Raw genomic sequence first — 4,194 nt, forward strand, 5'->3', positions numbered from 1 at the left:
CAAGGAGTTGAGACCACGATTTGTCTTCCTAAGACCGCTTGGCCTCCGACTTCCGGCGGAGCCGACGGCGAAGGCGCCCCCGCGGCGGGCGCGGTGCTCGCCGACGCGCCCTCCGCGCCGGTCACGCTGCCGCCGCCCCCGGCCCCGGCGCTCGAGGCGGCGCGGCTGCTCGGGGGCGACGTCACCGACCCGCACGGGCTGCTCGGCGTGCACCCGGGCCGCGTCGACGACATCGCGGGGCTGATCGTCCGCGCGTGGCACCCCGACGCCGTCGCCTGCGAGGTCGTGCCGGCCGGCGGCGGGGCGGCGCTCCCGATGGAGCCCGACGGGCCGGGGCTGTTCGGCCTGTTCCTGGCCGGCGAGACGCTGCCGTTCCGCTACCGCCTGCGCTTCCGCTTCGCGAGCGGGGCGGTGTGGGAGCGCGACGACCCGTACCGCTTCCTGCCGACGCTCGGCGAGGTGGACCTGCACCTGTTCGGCGAGGGGACGCACCGCCGGTTGTGGGAGAAGCTCGGCGCGCACGTCCGCACCGTCGACGGGGTGCGCGGGACGTCGTTCGCCGTCTGGGCGCCCAACGCGCGGCGCGTCAGCGTCGTCGGCGACTTCAGCGGGTGGGACGGGCGCCTCTTCCCCATGCGCCGCCTGGGCGGCAGCGGGGTGTGGGAGCTGTTCATCCCGGAGATCGACCACAACGCGTGCTACAAGTACGAGATCCGCACGCGCGAGGGGATGCTGCGCCTCAAGACCGACCCGTTCGCGGCCAAGATGCAGCAGGCGCCGCAGACGGCGTCGATCGTCCAGGGGGGCGAGCCGTACGCGTGGGGCGACGGCGAGTGGATGGACGAGCGGCCGCGGCGCGAGCCGGCGCGCGAGCCGATGGCGATCTACGAGGTGCACCTGGGCTCGTGGGCGCGCGACCCGGCCGACCCGGAGCGGCCGTTCACCTACCGCGAGCTGGCGCCGCGCCTGGCCGACCACGTCGCGCGGCTCGGCTTCACGCACGTCGAGCTGCTCCCGATCGGCGAGCACCCCTTCTACGGCTCGTGGGGCTACCAGGTCACGGGCTTCTTCGCGCCGACGTCGCGCTACGGCTCGCCGGACGACTTCCGCTACCTCGTGGACACGCTGCACCAGCGCGGGATCGGCGTGATCCTCGACTGGGTGCCGGCGCACTTCCCGAAGGACGACTACGCGCTGCGCCGCTTCGACGGCACCGCGCTGTACGAGCACGAGGACCCGCGCCTGGGCGAGCACCCCGACTGGGGGACGCTGATCTTCAACTACGGGCGCCACGAGGTCCGCAACTTCCTCCTCGCCAACGCGCTGTTCTGGCTCGACGAGTTCCACGTCGACGGGCTGCGCGTCGACGCGGTGGCGTCGATGCTCTATCTCGACTACTCGCGGGCGCCGGGGCAGTGGCTCCGCAACCGGTACGGCGGGCGCGAGAACCTCGACGCGATCGAGTTCCTGCGCAGCGTGAACGAGGTGGTGCGCACCGACTACCCCGGCTGCTTCACCGTCGCCGAGGAGTCGACGGCGTGGCCGGGCGTCACGAAGCCGGCCGCGGAGGGGGGGCTCGGGTTCACGTTCAAGTGGAACATGGGGTGGATGCACGACACCCTGGAGTACATGGCGAAGGACCCGCTGTACCGGCCGTGGCACCACGACCAGCTGACGTTCGCCATGATGTACGAGTACAGCGAGCGCTTCATCATGCCGCTGTCGCACGACGAGGTGGTGCACCTCAAGAAGTCGCTGCTCGACAAGATGCCCGGCGACGCGTGGCGCAAGTTCGCCAACCTCCGGCTGCTGCTCGCGTACCAGTGGACGCGCCCCGGCAAGAAGCTCGTGTTCATGGGGACCGAGATGGCGCCGTGGGGCGAGTGGAACCACGACCGCTCGCTCGACTGGCACCTGGCGGAGTCGCCCGCGCACTCGGGGGTGACGCGCCTCATGGAGTCGCTGGGCGCGCTGTACCGGGCGCACCCGGCGCTCTGGTGCCACGACCACGACCCGCACGGCTTCCAGTGGGTGGACGTGGCCGACCGCGACAACTCGGTGATCTCGTACGTCCGGCGCGACGGCGCCGACCACGTCGTCGCGGTGCTCAACTTCCAGCCGATCCCGCGGCAGCGGTACCGCGTGGGCGTGCCGAGGCGCGGCGCGTACCGGCTCGCCCTGTCCACCGACGACGCGGCGTACTGGGGGAGCGGGTGGGAGCAGCCCGAGCTGCTCGAGGCCGAGCCGGTCCCGTACCACGGCCACGCGCAGAGCGTCGAGCTGTCGCTGCCGCCGCTCGCGGCGCTGGTGCTGACGCCGGCGGAGGAGGCGTGAGCGACGGCGCGCGCGCGGCGCTCGCCGCCGCGCTGGGGGTGCTGCCGGAGTACCACGACGTCGCCGGGCGGCTGCACCGGCTCGGCGACGCCACGCGCGACCGGCTGCTGGCCGCGCTCGACGCGCCGACCGACGAGGAGGGCGCGCGCGAGGCGCTCGACGCGCTGCAGGCCGAGCAGGCCGGGCGCGCGCTGGCGCCGAGCTGCGTGGCGGTGTCGCCCGGCCCGGGGACGCCGCTCACGGTGCAGGCGCGCGCGGCGGCCGACGCGGAGGTCGAGTACGCGCTGTGGTGGCGCGGCGAGGGGGAGGGCGACGAGCGGCTCGTCGCCGAGGGGCGCGGGCGTGCCGACGGCGCCGGCGTCCTGCACGTCGTCCCGCCGGAGCTGGTCCCGCCGCTCGGCTACCACGACCTGCGCCTCGCGCTGCGCGACCCGTCGGGGACGCGCGAGTCGGCGCAGCGGCTGATCGTCGTGCCGCCCCGCTGCGCCGCGCCCGAGCAGGTGCTCGGCGGCGAGCGCGTGTCGGGGCTGATCGCGAACCTGTACGCGGTGCGCAGCGCGCGGAACTGGGGCGTCGGCGACCTGACCGACCTGCGCGCGCTGGCGCGGCTGGCGCGCGACGTGGGGGCGGCGTTCGTCGGCGTGAACCCGCTGCACGCGCTGCGCAACGCCGACGGCGACGTGAGTCCGTACAGCCCGGTCAGCCGCGTCTTCCGCAACGTGCTGTACCTGGACGTCGAGGCGGTGCCGGAGCTGGCCGAGAGCGACGAGGCGCGGGCGCTGCTGGCGTCGCCCGGCCTGCAGGAGCGCCTGGCCGAGCTGCGCGGCGCGACGCACGTGGACTACGCCGGCGTGATGGCGCTCAAGCGCCCCGTGCTCGAGGCGCTGCACCGGGCGTTCGCGTCGCGGCCGGCGGGGGACGCGCGCGCGGCCGCGTACGTGGCGTGGGCGGCGGCGCAGGGGGAGCCGCTGGAGCGCTTCGCCACGTTCCAGGCGCTCGACGAGCACTTCCGCCCGCTCGGGTGCGGCTGGTGGCCGGAGTGGCCGGAGGAGGTGCGCGACCCCCGCGGTCCCGGGATCGCCGCATTCCGCGCGGCGAACGCGGAGGCGGTCGACTTCCACCGGTGGTGCCAGTTCGAGCTGGATCGGCAGCTCGGGGCGGCGGCGGCCGAGGCGCGGGCGCTCGGGCTGCCGGTGGGGCTGTACGAGGACCTCGCGATCGGCGCGTCGCCGGCGGGGAGCGACGTGTGGGCGGAGCCCGACCTGTTCCTGCGCGACGTGAGCGTGGGCGCGCCGCCGGACCCGCTCGGGCCCGAGGGGCAGAACTGGGGGCTGCCGGCGGTCGACCCGCGCCGGCTGCGCGCGCGCGGCTACGACTTCTGGGCGGCGCTGGTGCGCAACGCGCTGCGGCACGCCGGCGCGCTGCGCATCGACCACGTGCTCGGGCTCTTCCGGCAGTTCTGGATCCCGGCGGGGATGTCGGGCGCCGAGGGGGCGTACGTGCGCTTCCCCTCGCACGACCTGCTCGGCGTGCTGGCGCTGGAGAGCGTGCGCGCCAACGCGCTCGTCGTGGGCGAGGACCTCGGCACCGTGCCGGCCGACGTGCCGCCCGCCCTCGCGCGCTGGGGCGTCCTGAGCTCGAAGGTGCTGGTGTTCGAGCGCGAGGGGGACGGCGCGTTCCGCGTGCCGCGCGCGTACCCGCGCATGGCGCTCGCCACGGCCAACACGCACGACCTGGCGCCGCTCGCCGGATGGTGGGGCGGGCGCGACCCGGAGCTGCGCCGCGAGGTCGGGCTGCTGCTGACCGACGAAGCGGCCGCCGGCGCCGCCGACGACCGCGGGCGCGAGCGCGCCGCGCTGC

The 4,194-nt window shown here is 75.3% G+C and carries 2 protein-coding genes; both read left to right on the forward strand.

The annotated features are described in order from the left end of the window. The first annotated feature begins 93 nt into the window (after nt 1-93). Entirely contained in the window at nt 94-2,334 is a 2,241-nt protein-coding gene (glgB, locus tag PYV61_RS21685) for a 1,4-alpha-glucan branching protein GlgB (RefSeq protein WP_275835582.1), read from the forward strand. Next, nucleotides 2,331-4,194, forward strand: a 1,864-nt coding sequence (gene malQ / locus PYV61_RS21690) for a 4-alpha-glucanotransferase (protein WP_275835584.1), incomplete at its 3' end; no start/stop codon positions are given. The genes glgB and malQ, both read left to right, overlap by 4 nt.

Origin of the sequence: Roseisolibacter sp. H3M3-2 (assembly GCF_029211165.1) — a bacterium.
Taxonomy (GTDB): domain Bacteria; phylum Gemmatimonadota; class Gemmatimonadetes; order Gemmatimonadales; family Gemmatimonadaceae; genus Roseisolibacter.